Source organism: Streptomyces sp. NPDC088706, assembly GCF_044752765.1.
GTDB lineage: Bacteria > Actinomycetota > Actinomycetes > Streptomycetales > Streptomycetaceae > Streptomyces.
Genome location: NZ_JBIVLW010000002.1, coordinates 759,718 through 782,475 on the forward strand (window position 1 = coordinate 759,718; position 22,758 = coordinate 782,475).

The following is a 22,758-nucleotide window of genomic DNA, read 5'->3' on the forward strand; positions in this document are numbered from 1 at the left end:
CTGAATTCTCCTGTACGCGGGGGAGTGCTGATGAACGGTGGTCTTACGGTGTGAGACGGAGGTACGTCACTTCCGTGGCGTCTGCGTGCGGTGAGAAGGCCCGGCTTCTTCCGGGATATCACTTCTGGCGCTTGTAGAACGGCAGCGCGACGACCTCGTACGGCTCGTGCGTGCCCCGGATGTCCACGCCCACACCCTCGGTGCCCGGCGCGGCGAAGGCCGCGTCCACGTACGCCATGGCGATCGGCTTGCCCAGGGTGGGGGAGGGGGCGCCGGAGGTGACCTCACCGATCACCTTGTCGGCGGGCCCGCCGACGGCGACAACGGGGAAACCGGCGCGCGGGACCCGGCGGCCCTCGGCGATCAGGCCGACCAGCTTGCGCGGCGGGGCGGTCTCGGCCCGCTCGGCGGCGGCGATGAGGGCCTCGCGCCCCACGAAGTCGCCCCCCTTCTCGAACTTCACGACCCGGCCCAGGCCCGCGTCGAACGGGGTCAGCGCGGTCGTCAGCTCGTGCCCGTACAGCGGCATGCCCGCCTCCAGGCGCAGCGTGTCCCGGCAGGACAGGCCGCAGGGGATCAGCCCGTGCGCCTCGCCGGCCTCGCTCAGCGCCCGCCACAGCTGCTCGGCGTGCTCGGGGGCGACGAACAGCTCGAAGCCGTCCTCGCCGGTGTAGCCGGTGCGGGCGATGAGCGCCGGCACCCCGGCGACCGTGCCCGGCAGGCCCGCGTAGTACTTCAGCCCGTCCAGGTCGGCGTCGGTGACGGCCTTCATGATGGCGGGGGACTCCGGGCCCTGGACCGCGAGCAGCGCGTACGCGTCCCGGTCGTCGCGCACCTCGGCGTCGAAGCCCCCGGCCCGCTCGGTCAGCGAGTCCAGCACGATCTGGGCGTTGCCCGCGTTGGCGACCACCATGTATTCCGTCTCGCCCAGGCGGTAGACGATCAGGTCGTCCACGATCCCGCCGTCCTCCTGGACGATCATCGTGTAGCGGGCCCGGCCGTTGCCGACGGTGGCGATGTTGCCGACCAGCGCGTAGCTCAGGAAGGCCGCGGCCTCGGGGCCGGTGACGGTGATCTCGCCCATGTGCGACAGGTCGAAGAGACCGGCCCGGGTGCGTACGGCGTTGTGCTCGTCGCGCTCACTGCCGTACCGCAGGGGCATGTCCCAGCCCGCGAAGTCGGTCATGGTGGCGCCGAGCGAGCGGTGCGTCGCGTCGAGGGCGGTGAGACGGGGGGCAGTGCTCATGGATACGGCTCCAGGGCATGACGACGTCAGGACGGAAATCCTCCCCATCTGTCATCGGAACCTGAGAGGTTCGCCGATAGCCCCTGGCGGGGTATGCCCCTGGAGAGGGGCGCCCCTGGTCACAGGGCTCGGCTTGCACCTTGGGTGGAGCCGCGGGGCGGCTCGCTTTTCAGATCTGCCTCATCCACGCGGTACGGGGCCTGAGAGATTCAAGGGAGGATCTTGCTCCTTCGGCGCCCGGCTCACACTGTGGCCGGAACTCTCCCGCGCGGATTCGAACGGCCGGTATGCAGTTGGCGGGGTCATCATCGCACGGCTTGCGGCAGAGTGGGGAGGCCGGTCGGCAACGCTTGTGGAGACGGCGAGGGCGGTTGTGTCGCCTTGCCATTTCTTTACACTTCAGGGGCAGGCGTGGGCGGCCCGACAGCAGGGGGATGCGCGATGACGGCACAGCGGTCGGTACCGACCGCGGGGTTCGCGCCCGGCGCGATGCCCGCACAGCCCGCGCTGCCCGTACGGGAGCTGCCGGACCCCCGTCCACCGGTGGTACGCGATCTGCGCGGGCGCACCGGGTCCGTCCCGTACGGCCTGGACTTCCCCACGGGTGACATCGCGGTCGTCTCCGGGCTGCCCGGCGGCGGCAAGTCCACCCTGATCCGGCAGGCCGTGCGCGGCCACGCCGTCGACTCCCAGGACACCCGCGACCGCTGGGCCGCCACCCTGCCCCGTTTCGTCCCCTACGCCCTCTACCGCCCCCTGGTCCGCGCCGCCCACTACCTGGGGCTCCGGGCCGTCCTGCGCTCCGGCGCGTCCGTCGTCGTGCACGACTGCGGTACGCAGACCTGGGTACGCCGCTGGCTCGCCCGGTACGCCGCGCGGCGGGGCCGCACCCTGCACCTGCTCCTGCTCGACGTCGACCCCGAGACGGCCCGCCAGGGGCAGCGCGAGCGCGGCCGGGGCGTCTCCGGGTACGCCTTCGCCCGGCACCGGAACGCGGTGGCCCGGCTGATCCGGGACACCGAACAGGGCGCGCTGCCGCCGGGCTGCGCCTCGGCGGTGCTGCTGGACCGCGAGGCCGCGAGCGCGCTGAGCCGGATCTCCTTCACGGACGGCTGCCCGGACGGCTGCTCCGGTTAGGGTTCTGGCCGGAGTAACGACGGCTGAGAGAGGCACAGCGGCAGTGGACGTTCCGGCCCAGGTCCAGGCCCATCCGCAGCACGGGTGGCCCGCCAACGAGCTCGAAGAGGTGCTGACCGCCTCCCTGGGCGTCGCCGACGCGGGCGCCCGCCTCGTGGAGGTGCTCGGCCGCAGCTCGGTGTGGGTGCCACTGCCGAGCGGCGGCTCGCCCGCCAGCGCCGACCTCGACCTGCCGATCATGGACATCGACGGCGCCGCGTACGTCCCCGTCTTCAGCTCCGAGGGCCAGTTCCTGAGCTGCGTCGGCAGCCACATGTCCTTCGCCGTGGCGCCCGCCCGCGACTTCGCCCGGGGCCTGCCCCCGCAGGTCGGCCTCGCGGTGAACCCGGGCGGCGCGGTCGGCGTACCGCTGCCGCCCCCGGCCGTCGCCGAGCTCTGCCGGGCCGGGCGCACCGCCCTGGACGGCCCCGCCACCGGCGGCCGGGTCAAGCTGTACGAGCCGGACTGGCAGCACGACCCGGTCGACTTCCTCTCCGCCGTCTCCGCCGAGTTCGACGCCACCGGTGTGGTGAGCACCGCCCGCCGGGCGCTCGCCAGCATCGAGGGCGGCGACCCCGTCCTGTTCGTCGGCGTCGAGTTCGCCACCTGGGACGGCGCGGGCCAGAGCGCCCCGATGGACGCCCTGGGACGGGCGCTCGGCCGGATCGAGGTGCCCTGGCCGGTGAACCTGGTCCTGCTGGACGTGGCCCAGGACCTGGTCGGCGACTGGATGCGGGAGAGAGTACGGCCGTTCTACCGGCGTGAGGGTCACTGATCCGTCGACATCGGGGCGCTGACCTCGTCGGAGAGCGCCCGCGCAGCGGCGCCGCCGGATCGCGGCGTCAAGCCGGTGTCAGAAGTGGCGCATAAGCTGGTTTGATGGCGAGGCCTCCCGTGTGCCCGGGAGCGTCGGCGTGCGTCGGACGGATCGAAGAGGGGCGGGACCCAGGGTGAGTGCGTCAGGCACTGCGGCGGACAGTGGGGCCTCCCCTGCTCGAGCGGAGCCGAGAGCTGGGGGAGAGGTCGAGCACATGCTGCGCCAGGTGACCCCCGGGCGTTACGACGCCTACGAGGCGCTGCTCGCGGCCCTCGCCGACGGCCGGGTCTGGATGCTGCTGTGGCACGGCACGGCCGGCTCACCGGACGCCCAGTACGGCTCCATGGAGATCGACGGCCTGGGGTACGCCCCGTGCGTAACCTCCGCCCAAGAGCTCTCCGCCAGCGGCTGGAGCCGGGCCCACGAGCTGGTCTCCGGCCGGGACATCGCCCGCACCCTCTTCCCCGACCGCTGGGGCATCTGGCTCAACCCGCACGCCCCCGGCGGCGGCGTCGGCATCCCCTGGCTCGACCTGCGCCGGATCGCCACCGGCCTGGACCGGCTGCCCGCGGGCCCGCTCCGGCTGACCGAGCCCGCCGTCGAACTCCCGCGGTTCTACGCCCAGCTCACCCAGAACGCCCACCGCACCCCGGCCGTCCGCTCGCTGCGCCGCGCCTGGGTGCACCCCGCGGTCGGCGTCCCGTACCTCGCGATCGGGCTCGACCTCTACGACACAGGCCGGGCCGCCGTCGACGCGGTGCGCGCGATGATGCGGCAGTCGATCGGCGCGGTCCCCGACGGGCTGCCCGTCTCCACCGTCGCCATGTCCGACGAGTACGACCCGGTGGCGATGTGGCTGCGCGCCAACGCCCGCCCGTTCTACGACCGCGAGGCGCACGCCCCCGCGGGGCCGCCGCCCACCGCCGCCCCCGGCTACGGATACCCGACCCAGCAGCACCGCTGACCCGTGAGACCGGCACCGCCGGCCCGCGTGACGTACAGCCGCCGCTGAGCCCCGGGGTGCCCCTGCCTCGCCGAACACCCCCAGATGTCCGGCTTGTTAACCGGGCGCGGAGGGATGTCCCGGAACTGGACGGTTTGTTAACTGTCCGGGTCTCGACTAGGTCTCACCGCTATCCGGACTGTTCTCTTGCGGTGCACCCCGTCTGTAGTGTGCGGCCATCAAACCTCACCACATGGCGAACCAGGGGTGGACCCATGCGCATATTCAAGTCCCGGGCTGTCCGGGCGATCACGACAGCGGTCGCTGTCGGTCTGATCGCCACGGGCTGTTCCAGTGAGCGGGACGAGGGCGGCTCCAAGGGGGGCGACAAGGACACCTTCGTCTTCGCCGGCTCCGGTGACCCCGGCTCCCTCGACCCGGCCCTCGCGAGCGACGGCGAGACGTTCCGCGTCACGCGCCAGGCGTTCGAGGCGCTGCTGGAGCACGAGCCCGGCGGCAGCAAGCTGGTCGGGGGCCTGGCCGAGAAGTGGGCGAGCGACCCGGCCGGCAAGGTCTGGACGTTCAACCTGCGCCAGGGCGTGAAGTTCCACGACGGCGAGGCGTTCAACGCCGCCGCGGTCTGCGCGAACTACGACCACTGGTTCAACTGGAAGGGCACGTACCAGTCCAGCGCGGTCTCCTACTACTGGCAGACCATCATGGGCGGGTTCGCCAAGAACGAGGACGCCGAGGCGCCCAAGGCGAACTACAAGTCCTGCACCGCCAAGGACGAGAACACGGCCGTCATCGAGGTGAACGAGCCCTCGGCGAACCTGCCGGGCGGATTCTCCCTCCAGGCGCTCGCGATCCACTCGCCGAAGGCGATCAAGGAGTACGAGAAGCAGGACGCGTCCGCCAAGGGCGACGCGATCACGTACCCCAAGTACAGCCAGGAGGCCGGCACGGTCGCCGGCACCGGCCCGTACAAGATCGTGAAGTGGAACAAGGGGAACAAGGAAGTCTCCCTGGAGCGCTTCGACGACTACTGGGGCGACAAGGCCAAGGTGAAGAACCTGGTCTTCCGCACCATCTCCACCGAGGAGACCCGCCGCCAGGCGCTCCAGGCGGGTGACATCGACGGCTACGACCTGGTCGCCCCCGCCGATGTGACGACGCTGGAGAAGCAGGGCTTCGAGGTCCCGACCCGTGACGTCTTCAACATCTTCTACGTCGGCATGAGCCAGGGCGCGAACCCGGCGCTGAAGAAGCCCGAGGTCCGTCAGGCGATCACGCACGCCATCGACCGCGAGAACCTGGTCAACACCCAGCTGCCCGAGGGCGGCAAGGCCGCGACCCAGTTCATGCCCGACACGGTCGCCGGCTTCTCCGACAAGGTGAAGACGTACCCGTTCGACACCGCCAAGGCGAAGAACCTCCTCAAGCAGGCCGGCGAGGAGAAGCTCTCCATCGACTTCTGCTACCCGACCGAGGTCACCCGCCCGTACATGCCTGCCCCGCAGGACATGTTCGAGCTGATGAAGGCCGACCTGGAGAAGGCCGGCATCACCGTCAAGCCGAAGGCCATGAAGTGGGCCCCGGACTACGTGGACGGCGTCGAGGCCGGCTCCTGCGCCCTGCACCTGTTCGGCTGGACCGGTGACTTCAACGACGGCTACAACTTCATCGGCACCTGGTTCGCCAAGGCCGAGAAGCAGTGGGGCTTCAAGGAGCAGAAGGTCTTCGACGCCGTGACCGCGGCTTCCAAGATCACCGACCCGGCCGGACGGGTCGAGGCGTACAAGAAGGCCAACGAGGCGATCATGGAGTACGTCCCGGGCGTGCCGATCTCGTCGTCCCCGCCGGCCATCGCGTTCGCCAAGAACGTCAACCCGCCGAAGGTCTCTCCGCTGACGCAGGAGAACTTCGCCGAGGTCTCCTTCAAGTAATCGCACACCAGCGGGTCCGCCCGGCCACAGCAACCAGGTGGCCGGGCGGACCCGCATCGACGCACGTGAGAAAGGGGCATGCGGGGTGCTGCGACTCGTCGTCAGAAGACTTCTCCAGCTCATTCCCACCCTGCTCGGCCTGTCGGTCCTGCTGTTCCTCTGGCTGAACCGCCTGCCCGGCGGACCCGCCTCAGCGATCCTGGGCGAGCGGGCCACCGAAGCCGAAGTGGCGAGAATCAACCGTGCACTCGGGCTCGACGAGCCGGTGCACGTCCAGTACTGGCGCTTCCTCAAGCGCATCTTCGAGCTCGACCTCGGAACCTCCACCCAGACCGGCCAGCCGGTGTGGGACGAATTCGCTCTGCGCTTCCCGGCGACCGTGGAACTCAGCGTCGCCGCCATCCTGATCGCCGTGGTCGTGGGCATCCCGATGGGCTACCTCGCGGCCAAGCACCGCGGCGGCTGGCTGGACGTCGCGTCCGTCTCCGGATCGCTGCTCGGCATCTGCGTCCCGGTCTTCTTCCTGGCCATGCTGCTGCGCGGGATCTTCTCCGTCCAGCTGGGCTGGTTCCCGAGCCAGGGACGGCTCACCACCGGCCTCAACGCCACCGACATCACCGGGTTCTCGGTCCTGGACGGGTTGCTGACCGGCGAGTTCGACGCGAGCTGGGACGCGATCATGCACCTGGTCCTGCCCGCGCTCGCGCTGGCCTCGATCCCGCTCGCCGTCATCGTCCGGATGACCCGCGCCAGCGTCCTGGAGGTGCTCGGCGAGGACTACATCCGTACCGCCGAGTCCAAGGGCCTGGACAAGCGTGTCGTGCGCGGCCGCCATGTGCTGCGCAACGCGCTGCTGCCGGTGATCACCGCCGTCGGCCTGCTGACCGGCAGCCTGCTCTCCGGAGCGGTGCTCACCGAGTCCGTCTTCGACTTCGGCGGCATCGGCTCCTTCATCCGTACCGCGATCGACGGCCGTGACTACCCGGTCCTCGTCGGGTTCATTCTCTTCATCGCGGTGGTGTACGTGCTCATCAACCTCCTGGTCGACCTCGCGTACAGCATCATCGACCCGAGAGTGCGGGTGCACTGACGTGACGATCCTGACCAACAGAGCAGACAAGATCGACCGTCTCGCCGAGCTGACCCAGAGCGCCGATTCCGTCGCCGGCACCAGCCTCTGGCGCGAGGCGTTCCGCCGGATGCGCTCCAGCAAGATGGCGATCATCGGCGCGGCGATCATCGCCGCGTTCGTCCTCGTCGCCGTCATCGGCCCGATGCTGGCACCCCACGGCCCCACCGCGCAGAACTGGCGCAGCGAGGTCTTCCCCAACCAGGGCAAGTTCGTCGGCATGCGCGGCGAGAACTGGTTCGGCCTGGACCACCTGGGCCGCGACATGTTCTCCCGCTGGCTCGTCGGGGCCCGGCAGACGCTCCTCGTCGGCGTGGTCTCCATGCTCATCGGCCTGGTCATCGGCGCGGCGGTCGGCATCCTGTCCGGCGCCGCCGCCACCCTCGGCGGCAAGGCCGGGCAGCGCGTCGACACCGTGATCATGCGCTTCACCGACATCATGCTGTCGCTGCCGTCCCTGCTGCTGGCGGTCTCCATCGCCGCGGTGCTCGGACAGTCGCTGACCACCGTGATGATCGCCGTCGGTGTCGTCCAGATCCCCATCTTCGCCCGTCTGCTGCGGGGTTCGATGCTGGTCCAGGGCGGCGCGGACTACGTGCTCGCCGCGAAGGCGGTCGGCATCCGGCGCAAGCGGATCGTGCTGACCCAGATCCTGCCGAACTCGCTGAGCCCGGTGATCGTCCAGGCGACGCTGAGCCTCGCCACCGCGATCATCGAGGCGGCGGCCCTGTCCTACCTGGGGCTCGGCAACCCCGACCCGGCCATTCCCGAGTGGGGCGTGATGCTCTCCCAGGCGCAGCGCTTCTTCGACAACGAGCCGATGATGGCCGCCTACCCGGCCATCGGGATCATCATCACCGCCCTGGGCTTCACCCTGCTCGGCGAGGCCATGCGCGAAGCCCTCGACCCGAAGCTGCGAGGCTGAAGTCCCATGCCACTGCTCTCAGTTGAAGAACTCAGCGTCACCTTCACCGCGCGCGGCCGCAAGGACGCCACCGCCGTGGACGGCGTCTCCTTCGACGTCGACCAGGGCCAGGTCGTCGGCCTGGTGGGCGAGTCGGGGTGCGGCAAGTCCGTCACCTCGCTCGCCCTGATGGGGCTGCTGCCCCGCAAGGGCGTACGGATCGGCGGACGGGCCGAGTTCGACGGCCGGAACCTGCTGGGCATCGGCGAGCGCAAGCTCCGCGACCTGCGCGGCAGCCAGCTGGCGATGATCTTCCAGGACCCGCTGTCCTCGCTGAACCCGGTCGTGCCCATCGGCGTCCAGGTCACCGAGATCCTCCAGCGCCACCGCGGCCTCAAGGGCGAGAAGGCCCGCAAGGAAGCGGCGTCGCTGCTCGACCGGGTCGGCATCCCCGACCCGGACCGGCGGCTCAAGGAGTACCCGCACCAGCTCTCCGGCGGTATGCGCCAGCGCGCGCTGATCGCCATGGCGGTGGCCTGCGCGCCCCGGCTGCTGATCGCGGACGAGCCGACCACCGCGCTGGACGTGACCATCCAGGCGCAGATCCTGGAGCTGCTCAAGGAGCTGGTCGACCAGGAGGGCACCGCCCTGCTGATGATCACCCACGACCTCGGTGTGGTGGCCGGCCTCTGTGACGAGGTCAACGTGCTCTACGCGGGCCGGGCGGTGGAATCGGCGGGCCGCCGCGAGCTGTTCGCCCACCCCACCCACCCGTACGCGCACGGGCTGCTCGGCTCCATCCCGCGCCTGGACGCCCCGCGCGGCGAGCCGCTCAACCCGATCCGCGGCTCCATCAACGACAAGATCGCCTGGGCCGACGGCTGCGCCTTCGCACCCCGTTGCGACCACTACACGATGGAGTGCCTCACCGGCACCCCCGAACTGACCGAACCACGCGCCGCCGGACACCAGGTGCGCTGCGTCAACCCGGTCCTGCCCGAGGCGGAGGTCCCGGCATGAGTCTGCTCGAACTGGACGGCGTCAAAGTCCACTTCCCGGTCAAGAAGGGCCTCTTCTTCGACCGTACGGTGGGCCATGTCTACGCCGTCGACGGCGTCTCGCTCAGCGTGGAGGCCGGTCAGACCTACGGTCTGGTCGGCGAGTCGGGGTGCGGCAAGACGACGCTCGGCCGCGCGGTGCTGCGGCTGAACGACATCACCGAGGGCGCGGTCGTCTTCGACGGCACCGACCTCGCCCAGTTGCCATCGGAGGAGATGCGGGCCTTCCGCCGCCGCCTCCAGATGGTCTTCCAGGACCCGCTGGGCAGTCTCAACCCCCGGCAGAACATCGAGTCGATCCTGGCCGAGGGCATGGCCGCCCACGACATCGGCAAGGACCAGGCCGAGCGCCGGGAGAAGATCAAGGGGATCCTCGCCAAGGTCGGCCTGCCCGCCAACGCGATGTCCCGCTACCCGCACGAGTTCTCCGGCGGCCAGCGCCAGCGCATCGGCATCGCCCGCGCGCTGGTCCTGGAACCCGACGTGATCATCTGCGACGAACCCGTCTCGGCGCTCGACGTCTCGGTCCAGGCCCAGGTCATCAACCTGCTGGAGGAGCTCCAGGAGTCGCTGGGCCTGACCTATCTGGTCATCGCCCACGACCTCGCGGTCGTCCGGCACATCTCGGACGTCATCGGGGTGATGTACCTGGGCGGTCTGGTCGAGGAGGCGCCGAGCGACGCGCTGTACGCGGGGCCCCGGCACCCGTACACCAAGGCGCTGATGTCGGCCGTCCCGGTGCCCGACCCCGAGGTCGAGGACCGCCGGACACGCATCCTGCTCCACGGCGACCTGCCCTCCCCGGCCAACCCGCCGGCCGGCTGCCGCTTCCACACCCGCTGCCCGTGGGTGCAGGAGACCAAGTGCGCCACGGAACGCCCGCCGCTGCTCGACACCGGTGACGGCCACAAGGTGGCCTGCCACTTCACGGCCGAGATCGAGGCCGGGACGGTGAAGCAGACCCTGGCGACCGGGATCGAGGCGGTGATCGACACGGAGGCGGTGGCGACCGAGGCGGTGGAGGTCTCGGAGGGCGATGTCCCGCAGGAGCCCGCGAAGGTGCCGGGCCAGGGGGACGCGCCCGTCGCCGTACCGGCGAAGGACGGAGCCCAGGAGTAGGACCGGCACAATTGCCCGGTGCTCACCGAACTGTTCACGCCCTCCGTCCAGCATGCGCTCGATCTCGTCGGGATCTTCGTCTTCGCGATCTCGGGCGCCCTGCTCGCCGTACGCAAGAACTTCGATGTCTTCGGCATCGCGGTCCTCGCCGAGGTGACAGCGCTGGGCGGGGGGCTGTTCCGTGACGTGATGATCGGCGCGATCCCGCCCGCCGCCTTCACCGACCTCGGCTACTTCACCACCCCGCTCGTCGCCGCCGGGCTGGTCTTCTTCCTCCACCCGCACGTGGAGCGCATCCAGGCCGGGGTCAACGTCTTCGACGCGGCGGGACTCGGCCTGTTCTGCGTGACCGGCACGGTCAAGGCGTACGAGTACGGCCTCGGGCTCACGTCATCGGCGGCGCTCGGGCTGGCCACCGCGGTCGGCGGCGGTGTGCTCCGGGACGTGCTGGCCAACGAGGTGCCCTCGCTGCTGCGCTGGGACCGCGACCTGTACGCGGTGCCCGCGATCGTCGGCGCGACCATGGTCGTCCTGTGCATCCGCTTCGACACCCTCAACGCTCTCACCAGCGGCATGGCGGTCATCGCCGCCTTTGTCCTGCGGCTGCTGGCCCTGCGCTTCCACTGGCGGGCGCCGCGCGCGTACAACCGTTCGTCGGCGCGGGCGGAAGAGGCCTAGGACCGGGAACGGAGCGCCGAAAAGCTACCGCTCAGTAACGCCATCCGTGTACCGTGCATGCCATGGCACAGGCAGCGACAGAGGCGGCGGCACAGACCGCCCCGGCAACCATCGGCGACAGCGAGTTCGACCGGGACACCGCGGTCACGTTGCGCGAGGAGGGCGTCTACGACGCGGAGCTCTCCGCGGGCTGGACCATCATCCACGCCGTCAACGGCGGCTACCTGCTGGCGCTCATCGGCCGCGCGCTCGGCGAGGCCCTGCCGCACTCCGACCCCTTCTCGGTCTCCGCGCACTACCTCACCGCCTCCGTGCCCGGCCCCGCCGTGATCCGGACCCAGACCGTCCGCTCCGGCCGCACCCTCTCCACCGGCCAGGCGTCCCTCTTCCAGTACGCCGAGGACGGCAGCGAGATCGAGCGCATCCGGGTCCTCGCCACCTACGGCGACCTGGACGCCCTCCCCGACGACGTACGCACCACCGCCGTGGCGCCCGCCATGCCCGACCGGGACCACTGCCTCGGCCCGAGCGACGGCGCGCCCAAGATCCCCGGCAGCTCCGCCATCACCGACCGCCTGGACATCAAGCTCGACCCGGCGACGGTCGGCTGGGCGGTCGGCGCCCCGTCCGGCAAGGGCGAGATGCGCGGCTGGTTCGGCCTCGCCGACGGCCGCGACCCCGACCCGCTCTCCCTGCTGCTCACCGTGGACGCCCTGCCGCCGACCTCGTTCGAGCTGGGCCTCACCGGCTGGACCCCCACCGTCGAGCTGACCACCCACATCCGCTGCCGCCCCGCCCCCGGCCCGCTCCGCGTCTCCATCACCACCCGCAACCTCGCGGGCGGCTTCCTGGAGGAGGACGCCGAGGTCTGGGACGGCGCCGGCCGCCTCGTCGCCCAGTCCCGCCAGCTGGCGAAGGCCCCCCGCGCCGAGTAGGGCGTAGGCGTACGTCGCCGCCCGCCCGGGCTCAGTCCCGGGCGGGCGCCTCGTCGAGCCAGTGGGCGCGGCCGACGGAGACCAGCCGCAGCCGCCGCCGGGCCTGCCGGACCACGGCCCGTTCGTGCTCGGGACCGGCGTCCAGCAGCGCCGACGCGGTCATCACCATGTGGTCCACATAGAACCCGCCCAGCATCAGCAGGTCCTCCTCGCTCCACCCGGCCGACCCCGGCTCCTGCCCGAGCGCGTACGCCACCTCCTCCGCGAACCGGAACAGCTGGGCCGCGATGGCCTCGCGCACCGGGCCCACCCCGCCGTGCTGCTCCCGGGCGATGAACCGGAAGTGGGCGGGCTGCGCGCCGACGTGCCGCGCTATCACCTCCACGCTGCGGTCCAGCCGCTCCTCGCTGTCACCCGTCTCCGTGAGCACCGCGCCGATCAGCCCGTGCAGGCTGCCCAGCGTCTCCTCCACCAGGGCCACGCCGAGCGCGGCGGTGTCGGCGAAGTGCCGGTAGAAGGCGGTGGGGGTGACCCCGGCGGCCCGGGTGACCTCGCGCAGTCCCAGGCTGCTGAGGCTCTGGTGCTCCAGCAGCAGGAGCGCGGCGTCGAGCAGGGCCTGGCGGGTCTTCAGCTTCTGGGTCTGGCGGACTCCGGCGGTGTGACTCATGCCATTCAGTAAACAACCGTTCTCCGAGTCGAGGAAGGGGTCGGAGGTTTAGGCTGGCAAGTCAGTGAACAGTCGTACTCTGAACGGCTTTCGTCCGCGCACAGACTTCGCACAGAGAGGTTCCGCCGTGCTCGTCCTCGTCGCCGCGCTGCTTCTGCTCGGAATCGCCCTCGGGGCGGTCGCCCAGCTCCCGCTCCCGGTCTCCCTGGTCGCCGCGGCCGTGATCGGCTGCTGGCTGCTGGTCTTCGCCGCGCGTGAGCGCCGCGCACGCCGCACCCGCTGACCCGCGCCCGCCGCACCCGCTTCAGCACCCGCCGAGCCTGCCGCACCCGGACCGATCCGAAGGAGCTCGCACCATGACCCTCACCCTCATCGACCGCGCCCGCCGTACGGACCACGGCACCGGCCAGGGCGTCGCGCCAAAACAGCCGCGCCCGCGCGAGGAGGCCGCCCCCGCTCCCCGCCGGGCCGCCGGCCGGGAGGCGGACGGGCTGGCCGTCGCCTCCTTCGTCCTCGGCCTCGTCGGCCTGCTGGCGTTCAACCTGCTCCTCGGCCCCACCGCGATCGTGATGGCGCTGCTGTCCCTGACCCGCCGCACCCGCCGTCCCGGCCGCGCCTACCTCGGCCTCGCGCTCGGAGTCGCCGACCTCGTCGTGCTGGCCGTCCTGGTCACCGCCAACGGCACGGTCGCCTGGAACTTCGGCGGCTGACGCGGGCCGCCCGAGCCGCTCTCCCCGTTCCGGATCGGGCTCCGGACTGGGCTTCGGACCGGGCCCTGCTGGGGTTCCGCGCATCCCCGTGCGAGCGTGCGCGGTCACCGCACCGGGACGCGCCCGCCATGCGCCCCGCCCCGGGCTCGTAGAATCGGCCCCACCATGGCCTACCTCGACCACGCCGCGACCACGCCGATGCTTCCCGAAGCGATCGAGGCGATGACCGCCCAGCTCTCCGTCACCGGCAACGCGTCCTCCCTGCACGCGGCCGGGCGCCGGGCCCGCCGCACCGTCGAGGAGTCCAGAGAAACCCTCGCCGACGCCCTCGGCGCACGTCCCAGCGAGGTGGTCTACACCTCCGGCGGCACGGAGGCCGACAACCTCGCCGTGAAGGGCCTCTACTGGTCCCGCCGCGACGCCGACCCCCGCCGCACCCGGGTCCTCGCCGCCCCCGTCGAGCACCACGCCGTCCTGGACGCCGTCGACTGGCTCGCCGAGCACGAGGGCGCGACCGTCGACCACCTCCCCGTCGACCGCTACGGCCGGGTCCACCCCGAAGACCTGCGTGAGGCGATCCTCCGCGACCCCGACGACATCGCCATGATCACCGTGATGTGGGCCAACAACGAGATCGGCACGATCATGCCGGTACGGGAACTGACCGCGGTCGCCGCCGAGTTCGGCATTCCGATGCACGCCGACGCGGTCCAGGCCTTCGGCCAGCTGGAGGTCGACTTCGCCCGCTCGGGGCTGGCCGCGATGACGGTCAGCGCCCACAAGATCGGTGGCCCGTTCGGCATCGGCGCGCTGCTGCTGGGCCGCGACCACACCCCCGTACCCGTCCTGCACGGCGGCGGCCAGGAGCGGCACGTGCGCTCCGGCACCCTGGACGTGCCCGCCGTCGCCTCCTTCGCGGTGGCGGGGCGGCTGGCCGCCGAGGGGCGCGAGCACTTCGCCCGGCGCGTCGGCTCCCTCCGCGACGACCTGGTGGCCGCCGTGCGCCACGCCGTCCCGGACGCCGTCCTCGGCGGTGACCCGGACCCGGCCGGGCGGCTCCCGGCCAACGCGCACTTCAGCTTCCCCGGCTGCGAGGGCGACTCCCTCCTGCTGCTGCTGGACGCCCAGGGCATCGAGTGCTCCACCGGCTCCGCCTGCACCGCGGGGATCGCCCAGCCCAGCCACGTACTCCTGGCCACCGGCACCGATCCGGACCTGGCCCGGGGCACCCTGCGCTTCTCGCTCGGCCACACCTCGACCGAGGAGGACGTGAAGGCGCTGGCCCAGGCGATCGGCCCGGTGGTGGAGCGGGCGCGGACGGCCGGACTCAGCTGAGGGGGCCCTACTCCGCCTTCGCCGAGGCGGAAGCCGTGGGCGCGGGTGCCGGGGAGGGCGGTGCCGTCGCCGCCCGCCGCACCAGCTTCAGATACCGCTCCCAGTCCCAGTGCGGACCCGGGTCGGTGTGGTCGGTGCCCGGCACCTCCACATGCCCGATGATGTGCTGCCGGTCGACGGGTATGCCGTGCCGCGCGCAGATCGAGGCCGTGAGCCGCGCCGACGACTCGTACATCGCCCGGGTGAGGTCCTTCGGCCGGTCCACGAACCCCTCGTGCTCGATGCCGACGGCGCGCTCGTTGTACGAGCGGTTGCCCGCCTGGTACGCCACGTCCAGCTCGCGGATCATCTGCACCACCCGCCCGTCCTGGCCCACGATGTAATGCGTCGCGGCCCGGTGGGCGGGGTTCTGGAACACCCGGACCGCGCTGTCGAAGCTGCCCTGGGTGACATGGATGATCACGCGGTCGATCCGGAAGTCGTCCGGCCGGTCCGCACGCCGCCAGTTCGCCTCGGACGCGGCGACCCAGGTGGCGCCCGCGTAGTCCAGCTCACCCGCCTTGCGGGGCTTCTCCACCCCCGGCACCTGCCACCACGCCCGCTTCACCTCGTCGCGCGCGAGCACGACTGCCGTGCCGGCCGCCAACACCGCGCCCCCGCCGATCAGCAGCGCACGCCGGCTGACGCCGCCCGCGGGCTTCTTCCGCGAGGGCCGGCGCGACGACGTGCCTGAGGGCTTGCCCGACGCCCCGGTGCTCCCGTTGTTCCCCATGTGATCGTGAACGTATATCCGCGAGCGTTCGGTTCCCGGCGACCCGTACCCTGGAGGGGCTATGACTCAGACTTCCCAGCGCCCCCTGCGTGTCCTCGCCGCGATGTCGGGCGGCGTGGACTCCGCCGTCGCCGCGGCCCGCGCCGCCGAGGCGGGCCACGACGTGACCGGTGTCCACCTCGCCCTGTCCGCGAATCCCCAGTCCTTCCGGACCGGGGCGCGCGGCTGTTGCACCATCGAGGACTCCCGCGACGCCCGCCGCGCGGCCGATGTCATCGGTATCCCGTTCTATGTCTGGGACCTGGCGGAACGCTTCCGCGAGGACGTCGTGGAGGACTTCGTCGCGGAGTACGAGGCCGGGCGCACACCCAACCCGTGCCTGCGCTGCAACGAGAAGATCAAGTTCGCGGCGCTGCTCGACAAGGCCCTCGCCCTCGGCTTCGACGCCGTCTGCACCGGCCACTACGCCACGGTGCGGCTCGCCAGGGACGGCAGCCGCGAGCTGCACCGCGCCTCCGACATGGCCAAGGACCAGAGCTATGTGCTGGGCGTCCTGGACGAGAAGCAGCTCGCCCACGCCATGTTCCCGCTGGGCGACACCCTCACCACCAAGGACGAGATCCGCGCCGAGGCCGAGCGCCGGGGCCTGGCCGTCGCCAAGAAGCCCGACAGCCACGACATCTGCTTCATCGCCGACGGCGACACCCAGGGCTTCCTGGCGAGCCGCCTCGGCGGCCCGGCCGAGGGCGACATCCTCGACGAGACCGGTACGAAGCTCGGCACCCACGACGGCGCGTTCGGCTTCACCATCGGCCAGCGCAAGGGCCTGAGGATCGGCCACCCCGCCCCCGACGGCAAGCCGCGCTACGTGCTGGACATCTCCCCGGTGAACAACACGGTCACCGTCGGCCCCGTCGAGGCCCTCGACGTGACCTCCCTGACCGCCATCAGGCCCCGCTGGTGCGGAACGCCCCCCTCCGGCCCCGGCACGTACACCGCGCAGCTCCGCGCCCACGGCGGCGAGAGCGAGGTCACCGCCGAGCTGGTGGACGGCGAGCTGAACGTCACCTTCACCGAGCCGGTACGGGGCGTGGCCCCCGGCCAGGCGGTCGTCCTCTACGACGGCAGCCGGGTCGTCGGCTCGGCCACCATCGCCACGACGGCGCGGCGCGAGCGGGTGTCCGCCGGCTGACGGGCCCCGCCTCACGAGGCCTGGCGTACTGACGCCCCGCCTCACGAGGCCTGGCGTACGTACACATCCCGGGCGAAGAAGTCCGCCAGCACCGGGGCGAGCACCTGCGGCGCCACCTCGCGCATCTGGCCCGTCAGCGTGCGGTGCCGGGCGCGCGGCAGGGCCTCGGCCAGGGTCCGGGTGGCCGCCCGTGCCGGGGCCGCGCTGAAGCCGCCGCAGACCACCAGCGTGCGGGCGGTGACGGCGGCGAACCGCTCCGCCGGGATCGCCCCGTCGCCCAGCAGCGCGTCGTCGTACGCCAGGGTGTGCGCCAGCGCCTCCAGGCCGGGCCACAGGGGCGCGCGCTGCATCCGGGCCACCGTCGCCGCGTCGAGACCCGTCGCGGTCAGGAACAGCTCCACCGCCCCCGCCCGGTCCCCGGCCGCCAGCAGCCGGTCCAGTCGGGCCGTGCAGCGGGCCTTGGAGAGGAGGCCGGAGGCGCCGGGGGTGTAGGGCGGCTCGTAGACGGCGAGCAGGTCGACGGGGAGCCCGGCGGCGGCCGCCTCCAGGGCCAGCGCCCCGCCGGAGGACATCCCGAAGAGGCAGGCGCCGGGGCCCGCCGCCGTCACGACCGCCGCCAGGTCCTCGATCTCCCGGCGTACGCTCCCGGCCCCCGCGCCACCGCCTCCGACGTCACCGCTGGCGCCGCGGCCCCGGCGGTCGTAGGTGACCACGGTGAAGCGCGGCGCCAGCAGCGCGGCCAGCGGCGCGTCGGTCGCCGCGGTGCCCAGCGCCCCGCCGACCAGGACCAGCGGTGGCCCCTCGCCCTGTCGGCGGTAGGCGATCGGTGTGCCGTCGGCGGAGAGAATCCTGTCCATGGGAGGGGAGACCGGGGCGGGCCGGCGAACTCATCGCTCCGGCGGAAAAACCTCCCGTGCCGCGGGCCGCGGGTCAGTCGGCCACGGTCTCCGTCCCGTAGAAGCAGAAGTGGTCCTTGATCGCGGCGACTTCGGGCTTCGGGTCCGGGTAGGCCCAGACGAGATCGGCGGCGCCGGGGAGCGACCAGTAGGCGGCGTCCCCCTTGAACGGGCAGTGCGTGCTGGTGTCCGACGGGGTGAGCAGGTCGGTGCGGACGTCCTCGGGTGGCAGGTAGTAGCGGTCCGGACAGCCCGTCTCGCGCAGGACGAGGGGGCGGCGGCTCTCGGCGAGCACCTGGCCCTCGTGCACGGCCCGGACGTGCGCGGTGCCCGGCTCGACGGTGATGTGGTGTCCTCGGGTGGAAGTCATGCCTCTCTCAGCGGCGTACCGGCCGGGAATCTTCCCCCGCCCGCCCGGTCGGCCGGAATTCCCACCGGAACGGGGGAGCGTGCGAGGCGGGTCGTACGGTTGGTCCATGGACATCTGCGTCTTCCTCTCCGCCGCCGACCTCGACGATCGGTACACCGTGCCCGCCCGGGAGTTCGCCGAGCTGCTTGGCAGAGGCGGGCACACCCTGGTCTGGGGCGGGTCGGAGAGTGGCCTGATGAAGGTCGTCGCGGACGGCGTGCGGGCGGCGGGCGGGCGGCTGGTGGGGGTCTCGGTCGACTTCCTGGCCGCGAAGGCCCGTACCGACGCCGACGAGATGGTGATCGCCCGCGACCTCGCCGAGCGCAAGGCCCTCCTCCTGGCGAAGGCCGACGCCGTGGTGATCATGGTCGGTGGGACCGGGACGCTGGACGAGGCCACCGAGATCCTGGAGCTGAAGAAGCACGGCAAGCACACCAAGCCGGTCGTGCTGCTCAACACGGCGGGCTTCTACGACGGGCTCCGCGAGCAGTTCCAGCGGATGGAGGACGAGGGCTTCCTGCCCGTGCCCCTGACCGAGCTGGTCTTCTTCGCCAAGGACGGCGTCGGCGCGCTCGCCTACCTGGAGGAGTCCGCCGGCCTGCAGTGACCGGGGCGGGTGGTGCGGGACACGCCTAGGATCGCCCCATGTCTACCCACCTCATCACCGGTGCCGGTTCCGGCATCGGGGCCGCTGTCGCCCGCCGTCTCCTGGAGCGCGGCGACGACCTCGTCCTGCTCGCCCGTGACGCCGGCCGAGCCAAGGAGTTCGCCGACCGCTACCCGGGCGCGCGGACCCTCGTCGGCGACCTGGGCAACCCCGACCGGCTCTCCTGGGCGTTCGGCCAGCAGGCCATGCCCGAGCGGATCGACACCCTGCTGCACGTGGCGGGCGTCGTCGAGCTCGGCACGGTCGGCGAACTCACCCCCAAGGCCTGGCACTTGCAGCTCAACGCCAACCTGATCGCCCCCGCCGAGGTCACCCGGCTCCTCCTCCCGCAGCTCCGGGCGGCCAAGGGCCACGTCCTCTTCGTGAACTCCGGGGCCGGGCTCGCCGCCCACTCCGGGTGGGGCGCGTACGCCGCGAGCAAGCACGGCCTCAAGGCGCTCGCCGACTCGCTGCGCCACGAGGAGCACGGCAACGGGGTGCGCGTCACCTCCGTCTATCCCGGGCGCACCGCCAGCCCCATGCAGGCCAAGGTGCACCAGCAGGAGGGCAAGGAGTACGACGCCGCCCGCTGGATCGACCCGGAGTCGGTGGCCACCACGATCCTGATGGCGATCGACCTGCCGCGCGACGCCGAGGTGAACGACCTCACCGTCCGCCCGGGCCGCTGAGCCCCGCGCCCCTGGCGAGCAGGGCCCCCACCCCGGACCGTAGGCTTCCGGCGTGAGCGAGAAGAGCAAGTTGAGCGGGTGCCCGGCGACCGGGATCGGGTCGATGCCCGGGGGAGACGCGAGGGAGGCGGCGAAGACCGTCACCGGCTCCTTCGCCGACGGCCAGGGCACGCCGTACCTGGCGGAGCTCCCGGCGCGCGGACCGGGCGCGGACATGATCGGCCGGACCATCGGCATGCTCGTCGAGATGTACGGACACGTCGAGCCGAGCGGCTGGCGGATCAGTGACCGGCCCGGCCGCGACACCCGCCGCGCCCGCTCCTGGCTGGGGGAGGACCTGGACGCCCTGGAGGAGTTCACCCAGGGGTACGAGGGCCTGCTCAAGGTCCAGGCCGTGGGGCCCTGGACACTGGCCGCCGGCCTGGAACTGCGCGGCGGCGAGGCGATGCTGGGCGACCCCGGGGCCTGCCGCGACCTGGCCGGGTCGCTGGTCGAGGGGCTGCGCGCCCACCTCGCCGAGGTGCGGCGCCGGATGCCCGGGGCCCACGTGGTGCTGCAACTGGACGAACCCTCCCTGACCGCCGTCCTGCTGGGCCGGGTCCGCTCCGCCAGCGGCTACCGCACCTACCGCGCCGTCGACCGCCAGGCCGTCGAGTCGGCCCTGCGTGACGTCCTCGCCGTCGCGGGCGAGGGCGGCACGACGATCGTCCACTCCTGCGCCCCCGAGGTGCCCTTCGCGCTGCTGCGCCGGGCCGGCGCGGACGGCATCTCGTTCGATTTCTCGCTGCTCACGGAGCGTGAGGAGGAGGCGATCGGGGAAGCCGTCGAAGACGGCACCCAGCTGTTCCTGGGCGTGGTGCCCGCGACCGACGCCGCCTCGGACGGATTGTCAGACCCGGGCGGTAGCGTCATGGGGGTCAGGACGCTGTGGAACAGGCTGGGGCTGAATCCGGGGACTCTCGCCGAGTCCGTCGCGATCACCCCGTCGTGCGGTCTCGCGGGCGCGTCGCCCGCGTACGCCCGCACCGCGCTCGCCCACAGCGCCCGGGCGGCGAGGTCACTCGCAGACAACCCTGAGTGACGGGGACGACGGGCAAACGGGAGGACGGGACGATGGCCGGCGAACAGCGGGTGGAGCAGGAGAGCTCGGTTCCGGCGGACGTGCGGGAGGAGCACGCACTGCTGGCCGAGCAGGTCGAGGAGCACCGCTTCCGGTATTACGTGAAGGACCAGCCGGTCGTCAGCGACGCCGAGTTCGACCGGCTGATGCGGGCGCTGGAGGCGCTGGAGGAGGGGCACCCGGCGCTGCGCACGCCGGACTCCCCGACCCAGAAGGTCGCGGGTCCCTATCGCACGGAGTTCACCTCCGTCGAGCACCGCGAGCGGATGCTCTCCCTGGACAACGCCTTCGACGACGAGGAGCTGGCCGCCTGGGCCGAGCGCGTCGCCAAGGACGTGGGCACCCCCGACCACCACTTCCTGTGCGAGCTCAAGGTGGACGGGCTCGCCGTCAACCTCACCTACGAGCACGGCCGGCTGACCCGAGCGGCGACCCGGGGCGACGGCCGCACCGGCGAGGACATCACGCCCAACGTCCGCACCATCGCGGAGATCCCGCACCGCCTCGCGGGCGACGACATCCCCGCCCTGGTCGAGATCCGCGGCGAGGTCTTCTTCCCGATGGAGGGCTTCGAGGAGCTGAACGCCCGGCTGGTCGCCGCCGACGACAAGCCGTTCGCCAACCCGCGTAACGCGGCGGCCGGTTCGCTGCGGCAGAAGGACCCGAAGGTCACCGCCACCCGCCCGCTGCACATGGTGGTGCACGGCATCGGCGCACTCAAGGGCCTCACCATCGACCGCCTCTCCCAGGCCTACGAGCTCCTCCACTCCTGGGGTCTGCCCACCGCCCGGCACAATAAGGTCGTCGACTCCCTCGCCGGCGTACGGGAGTTCATCGCGTACTTCGGAGACCACCGGCACTCCGTGGAGCACGAGATCGACGGGGTCGTCGTCAAGCTCGACGAGATCCCGCTCCAGGGCCGCCTGGGCTCCACCTCGCGCGCCCCGCGCTGGGCCATCGCCTGGAAGTACGCCCCCGAGGAGGTCAACACCAAGCTGGTCAACATCCGCGTCGGCGTCGGCCGCACCGGCCGCGTCACGCCGTACGCCCAGGTCCAGCCGGTCGAAGTGGCCGGTTCTGAGGTCGAGTTCGCCACCCTCCACAACCAGAACGTGGTCAAGGCCAAGGGCGTCCTCATCGGCGACACCGTGGTCCTGCGCAAGGCGGGCGACGTCATCCCGGAGATCCTGGGACCCGTCGTCGACCTGCGCGACGGCACCGAGAAGCCGTTCGAGATGCCGACCCACTGCCCCGAGTGCGGTACGGAGCTGCGCCCGATGAAGGAGGCCGACATCGACCTCCGCTGCCCCAACGCCCGCACCTGCCCGGCCCAGTTGCGCGAGCGGGTCTACTATCTCGCCGGGCGCAAGAGCCTGGACATCGACCACTTCGGCTATGTGGCCGCCGCCGCCCTGACCCGGCCGCTGGAGCCCGCCGAACCGGTCCTGCGGGACGAGAGCGACCTGTTCGACCTCACCATCGACCAGCTGCTGCCGATCCGGGCGTACGTCCTGGACCAGGACAGCGGGCTGCCCAAGCGCGACCCGAAGACCGGCGAGGAGAAGATCGCGACCGTCTTCGCCAACCAGCAGGGCGAGCCGAAGAAGAACGCGGTGGCCATGCTGGAGGGCATCGCCGCCGCGAAGCAGGCGCCGCTGGCCCGGGTCCTCACCGGGCTCTCCATCCGGCACGTCGGGCCGGTAGCCGCCCAGGAGCTGGCCCGTCAGTTCCGCTCCATCGACCGCATCGACGAGGCCACCGAGCAGGAGCTGGCCGACGCGGACGGCGTCGGCCCCATCATCGCCGCCTCCGTCAAGCAGTGGTTCGCCGAGGACTGGCACCGCGAGATCCTGCGCAAGTGGCGCGAGGCCGGGGTCCGGATGGCCGACGAGGGCTCCGACGAGGACCAGGGCCCCCGCCCCCTCGAAGGGCTCACCGTCGTCGTGACCGGCACCCTCGCCGCGTACACCAGGGACGGTGCGAAGGAGGCGCTCCAGCGCCTCGGCGCGAAGGTCACCGGATCGGTGTCGAAGAAGACCGGGTTCGTGGTCGTCGGCGACAACCCCGGCTCCAAGTACGACAAGGCCATGCAGCTGAAGGTCCCCGTGCTGGAGGAGGACGGGTTCGCCGTCCTCCTCGAACAGGGCCCCGACGCCGCCCGGGAGGCGGCCCTGCCGGTGCCGGCGGCGGCTCCGACCGGGCCGGAGGCGGCATCGGAAACCACCCCGGAAACCACCCCGGAAACCACCGCGGAAGCCGTCCCGGAAACCACCGCGGAAGCCGCCCCGGAGTAGCCGGCCCACCGTCCACCGGCCCGTCCGCCACTCCCGGACACCCTCCGTTCGCCGGATCGAGACGACTTCGCAACGCG

Annotated in this window: 23 protein-coding genes and 1 riboswitch; of the genes, 18 read left to right on the forward strand and 5 right to left on the reverse strand. The window is 72.0% G+C overall.

Annotation, left to right across the window (positions count from 1 at the left end; all coding sequences use genetic code 11):
* Positions 1 to 118: 118 nt before the first annotated feature.
* Entirely contained in the window at positions 119 to 1,246 is a 1,128-nt protein-coding gene (gcvT, locus tag ACIQAK_RS09015; protein WP_366387598.1) for a glycine cleavage system aminomethyltransferase GcvT, read from the reverse strand.
* A gap of 179 nt (positions 1,247 to 1,425) precedes the next feature.
* A riboswitch (glycine riboswitch) is annotated at positions 1,426 to 1,523 on the reverse strand.
* A gap of 164 nt (positions 1,524 to 1,687) precedes the next feature.
* On the opposite strand from gcvT, the gene ACIQAK_RS09020 reads away from it, so the two are divergent.
* The 10 genes from ACIQAK_RS09020 (at position 1,688) to ACIQAK_RS09065 (ending at position 11,951) form a co-directional block, all read left to right on the forward strand.
* Positions 1,688 to 2,383, forward strand: coding sequence for an AAA family ATPase (locus tag ACIQAK_RS09020; RefSeq protein WP_366387599.1), 696 nt, complete (start codon positions 1,688 to 1,690; stop codon positions 2,381 to 2,383).
* Positions 2,384 to 2,426: 43 nt separating this feature from the next.
* Positions 2,427 to 3,197, forward strand: coding sequence for an enhanced serine sensitivity protein SseB (locus ACIQAK_RS09025; protein WP_366387600.1), 771 nt, complete (start codon positions 2,427 to 2,429; stop codon positions 3,195 to 3,197).
* A gap of 175 nt (positions 3,198 to 3,372) precedes the next feature.
* Positions 3,373 to 4,203: an enhanced serine sensitivity protein SseB C-terminal domain-containing protein gene (locus ACIQAK_RS09030; RefSeq protein WP_401847844.1), complete on the forward strand. Its 831-nt coding sequence runs from the start codon at positions 3,373 to 3,375 to the stop codon at positions 4,201 to 4,203.
* A gap of 254 nt (positions 4,204 to 4,457) precedes the next feature.
* Entirely contained in the window at positions 4,458 to 6,128 is a 1,671-nt protein-coding gene (locus tag ACIQAK_RS09035) for an ABC transporter substrate-binding protein (protein ID WP_366387602.1), read from the forward strand.
* An 85-nt stretch (positions 6,129 to 6,213) separates the two neighbouring features.
* Positions 6,214 to 7,218 carry an ABC transporter permease gene (locus ACIQAK_RS09040; protein WP_366387603.1) on the forward strand — a complete coding sequence of 335 codons (1,005 nt, stop codon included), beginning with the start codon at positions 6,214 to 6,216 and terminating at the stop codon, positions 7,216 to 7,218.
* Between the two features lies 1 nt (position 7,219).
* Complete coding sequence (locus tag ACIQAK_RS09045; protein ID WP_366387604.1) at positions 7,220 to 8,182, forward strand: ABC transporter permease; 963 nt, start codon at positions 7,220 to 7,222, stop codon at positions 8,180 to 8,182.
* 6 nt (positions 8,183 to 8,188) lie between these two features.
* Entirely contained in the window at positions 8,189 to 9,181 is a 993-nt protein-coding gene (locus ACIQAK_RS09050) for an ABC transporter ATP-binding protein (protein ID WP_366387605.1), read from the forward strand.
* Positions 9,178 to 10,338: an oligopeptide/dipeptide ABC transporter ATP-binding protein gene (locus ACIQAK_RS09055; RefSeq protein WP_366387606.1), complete on the forward strand. Its 1,161-nt coding sequence runs from the start codon at positions 9,178 to 9,180 to the stop codon at positions 10,336 to 10,338. Before ACIQAK_RS09050 ends, ACIQAK_RS09055 begins: the two co-directional genes overlap by 4 nt.
* Positions 10,339 to 10,356: 18 nt before the next feature.
* Positions 10,357 to 11,016: a trimeric intracellular cation channel family protein gene (locus tag ACIQAK_RS09060; protein WP_366387607.1), complete on the forward strand. Its 660-nt coding sequence runs from the start codon at positions 10,357 to 10,359 to the stop codon at positions 11,014 to 11,016.
* 62 nt (positions 11,017 to 11,078) lie between these two features.
* The gene (locus ACIQAK_RS09065; protein WP_366387608.1) at positions 11,079 to 11,951 is read left to right on the forward strand and encodes a thioesterase family protein; all 873 of its coding nucleotides are present in this window, start codon (positions 11,079 to 11,081) and stop codon (positions 11,949 to 11,951) included.
* A gap of 31 nt (positions 11,952 to 11,982) precedes the next feature.
* On the opposite strand, the gene ACIQAK_RS09070 is transcribed toward ACIQAK_RS09065, so the two are convergent.
* The gene (locus tag ACIQAK_RS09070) at positions 11,983 to 12,618 is read right to left on the reverse strand and encodes a TetR family transcriptional regulator (RefSeq protein ID WP_366387609.1); all 636 of its coding nucleotides are present in this window, start codon (positions 12,616 to 12,618) and stop codon (positions 11,983 to 11,985) included.
* Between the two features lie 127 nt (positions 12,619 to 12,745).
* On the opposite strand from ACIQAK_RS09070, the gene ACIQAK_RS09075 reads away from it, so the two are divergent.
* The 3 genes from ACIQAK_RS09075 to ACIQAK_RS09085 all read left to right on the forward strand — a co-directional run bounded on the left by ACIQAK_RS09075 (position 12,746) and on the right by ACIQAK_RS09085 (position 14,663).
* Complete coding sequence (locus tag ACIQAK_RS09075; RefSeq protein ID WP_366387610.1) at positions 12,746 to 12,901, forward strand: hypothetical protein; 156 nt, start codon at positions 12,746 to 12,748, stop codon at positions 12,899 to 12,901.
* 73 nt (positions 12,902 to 12,974) lie between these two features.
* Positions 12,975 to 13,328, forward strand: a complete 354-nt coding sequence (locus ACIQAK_RS09080; RefSeq protein WP_366387611.1) for a hypothetical protein — start codon at positions 12,975 to 12,977, stop codon at positions 13,326 to 13,328.
* Between the two features lie 165 nt (positions 13,329 to 13,493).
* On the forward strand, positions 13,494 to 14,663 hold the full coding sequence (locus ACIQAK_RS09085; protein ID WP_366387612.1) for a cysteine desulfurase family protein: 1,170 nt from the start codon (positions 13,494 to 13,496) through the stop codon (positions 14,661 to 14,663).
* A gap of 7 nt (positions 14,664 to 14,670) precedes the next feature.
* Here the strand turns inward: ACIQAK_RS09085 and ACIQAK_RS09090 are convergent, their stop codons facing one another.
* The gene (locus ACIQAK_RS09090) at positions 14,671 to 15,435 is read right to left on the reverse strand and encodes a peptidoglycan recognition family protein (protein WP_366387613.1); all 765 of its coding nucleotides are present in this window, start codon (positions 15,433 to 15,435) and stop codon (positions 14,671 to 14,673) included.
* A gap of 61 nt (positions 15,436 to 15,496) precedes the next feature.
* Between ACIQAK_RS09090 and mnmA the strand changes: the two genes are divergently transcribed.
* The gene (gene mnmA, locus ACIQAK_RS09095; RefSeq protein WP_366387614.1) at positions 15,497 to 16,627 is read left to right on the forward strand and encodes a tRNA 2-thiouridine(34) synthase MnmA; all 1,131 of its coding nucleotides are present in this window, start codon (positions 15,497 to 15,499) and stop codon (positions 16,625 to 16,627) included.
* A gap of 41 nt (positions 16,628 to 16,668) precedes the next feature.
* Here mnmA and ACIQAK_RS09100 read toward each other — a convergent pair whose 3' ends face one another.
* Positions 16,669 to 17,484, reverse strand: coding sequence for an alpha/beta fold hydrolase (locus ACIQAK_RS09100; RefSeq protein ID WP_366387615.1), 816 nt, complete (start codon positions 17,482 to 17,484; stop codon positions 16,669 to 16,671).
* 73 nt (positions 17,485 to 17,557) lie between these two features.
* On the reverse strand, positions 17,558 to 17,893 hold the full coding sequence (locus tag ACIQAK_RS09105) for a DUF427 domain-containing protein (protein WP_366387616.1): 336 nt from the start codon (positions 17,891 to 17,893) through the stop codon (positions 17,558 to 17,560).
* A gap of 106 nt (positions 17,894 to 17,999) precedes the next feature.
* Between ACIQAK_RS09105 and ACIQAK_RS09110 the strand changes: the two genes are divergently transcribed.
* From ACIQAK_RS09110 to ligA, 4 genes are read left to right on the forward strand one after another with little or no spacing between them, the layout of a single operon-like run.
* Positions 18,000 to 18,539, forward strand: coding sequence for a TIGR00730 family Rossman fold protein (locus tag ACIQAK_RS09110; RefSeq protein ID WP_366387617.1), 540 nt, complete (start codon positions 18,000 to 18,002; stop codon positions 18,537 to 18,539).
* 38 nt (positions 18,540 to 18,577) lie between these two features.
* On the forward strand, positions 18,578 to 19,267 hold the full coding sequence (locus tag ACIQAK_RS09115; protein WP_366387618.1) for an SDR family oxidoreductase: 690 nt from the start codon (positions 18,578 to 18,580) through the stop codon (positions 19,265 to 19,267).
* A gap of 52 nt (positions 19,268 to 19,319) precedes the next feature.
* Positions 19,320 to 20,348: a methionine synthase gene (locus tag ACIQAK_RS09120; protein WP_366387619.1), complete on the forward strand. Its 1,029-nt coding sequence runs from the start codon at positions 19,320 to 19,322 to the stop codon at positions 20,346 to 20,348.
* A gap of 32 nt (positions 20,349 to 20,380) precedes the next feature.
* On the forward strand, positions 20,381 to 22,681 hold the full coding sequence (ligA, locus tag ACIQAK_RS09125) for an NAD-dependent DNA ligase LigA (RefSeq protein ID WP_366387620.1): 2,301 nt from the start codon (positions 20,381 to 20,383) through the stop codon (positions 22,679 to 22,681).
* The last annotated feature ends 77 nt before the right edge of the window (positions 22,682 to 22,758 follow it).